This is a genomic window from Streptomyces sp. NPDC002130 (assembly GCF_040296465.1).
Taxonomy (GTDB): domain Bacteria; phylum Actinomycetota; class Actinomycetes; order Streptomycetales; family Streptomycetaceae; genus Streptomyces.
Genome location: NZ_JBEOXI010000980.1, coordinates 1 through 1,256 on the forward strand (window position 1 = coordinate 1; position 1,256 = coordinate 1,256).

The window sequence follows — 1,256 nt, forward strand, 5'->3', positions numbered from 1 at the left end:
CGGGGTGTGCTGGAAGCCCTGCTCAAGCTGTTCGGCGGCGGCCCGGTCGGCCTCTCCACGCTCGCTGTCGCGGTGGGTGAGGAACGTGAGACCGTCGCTCGGTTCGTCGCCGATCCTTCTCTGCCGGGGGCACGCCTCTACCGCACCGGAGATCTGGTCCGACGCAGGCGAGGGGTTTTGCACTTCCTGCGCCGTGCGGACGATCAGGTGAAGGTCCGCGGTTTCCGCATCGAGCTCGGCGAAGTCGAAGGCGCGCTCGGATCGGTGGCAGGTGTGTTTCGCGCGGCAGCCACCGTTCGCGTCGATGCGGCGGGTACCGGAAGTTTGCACGGGTATGTGGTTCCCGAAGGTGCAACCACGCTCGATTCGGTACTGGTGCGCAAGGAGATTGCGCGGCTCCTACCCGAACACATGGTGCCGCAGACCATCACGGTTCTCGAGGCACTACCGCTCACCCTCAACGGGAAGGTAGACCGCAAGGCATTGCCCGACACCGCGCCGGATCGTGTGCCGAGCCCTCTCGTAGCCGTCGATACGGATCGACGGGCACGGCTCGAGTCGCTGAGCCCGGGCTGGCAGGATGTGCTACCGCTCGGTCCCTTGCAGGAAGGCATGTACTTCCAGTCGGTTCTGGACGGTGCCGGCGGTACGGATGTTTATCACATGCAGCCGCGATTCGAGTTCTCCGCCGATGCCGCCGTCGACGTTCGCTCACTCCGCGCAGCGGGGGATGCGCTCTTGCGGCGCTATCCGAACTTGCGGGCCGGCTTCACACACGCCGGTTTCGACGCTCCGGTGCAGTTCGTGCCCAGGGCAGCCGAAATGCCTTTCCGTGAGATCGATCTGAGCGCTGTCGCACCCGAGGACTTGGATATCGAGGTCCGCGCAGTCGACGAGGCCGAATTCGGCAGGCTGTTCGACTTGAGTGCGCCGCCACTCATTCGAATGGTGTTGGTCTGGTTGCCAGGTGGGGGAGCGCACCTCGTCTTCACTCAGCACCACCTGCTGACCGACGGTTGGTCGCAGACCTTGATGTACGCGGAGTTGTTTGCGCTCTACGAGTTTGCTCGCACACACGGCACGGACCCGGTTGGACTCGACGGCGCGCTCGACAAGCCTGCGGACTTCCGTGATCACCTGCGATGGATCGCCGAATCGGATCGCACGGACGCCCTCTCGTCGTGGGCCCGGCACGGCGTACCGTCCGACCTGCTCCCGGGCACGTTCCTGTTCAGCGGCCCGCCGCTGCGGCTGCC

Annotated in this window: 1 protein-coding gene; it reads left to right on the forward strand. The window is 65.5% G+C overall.

Annotated elements, in window-relative coordinates; all coding sequences use genetic code 11:
• A partial coding sequence (locus ABT116_RS47600; RefSeq protein WP_351647661.1) for a condensation domain-containing protein occupies positions 1-1,256 on the forward strand: 1,256 nt, incomplete at both ends.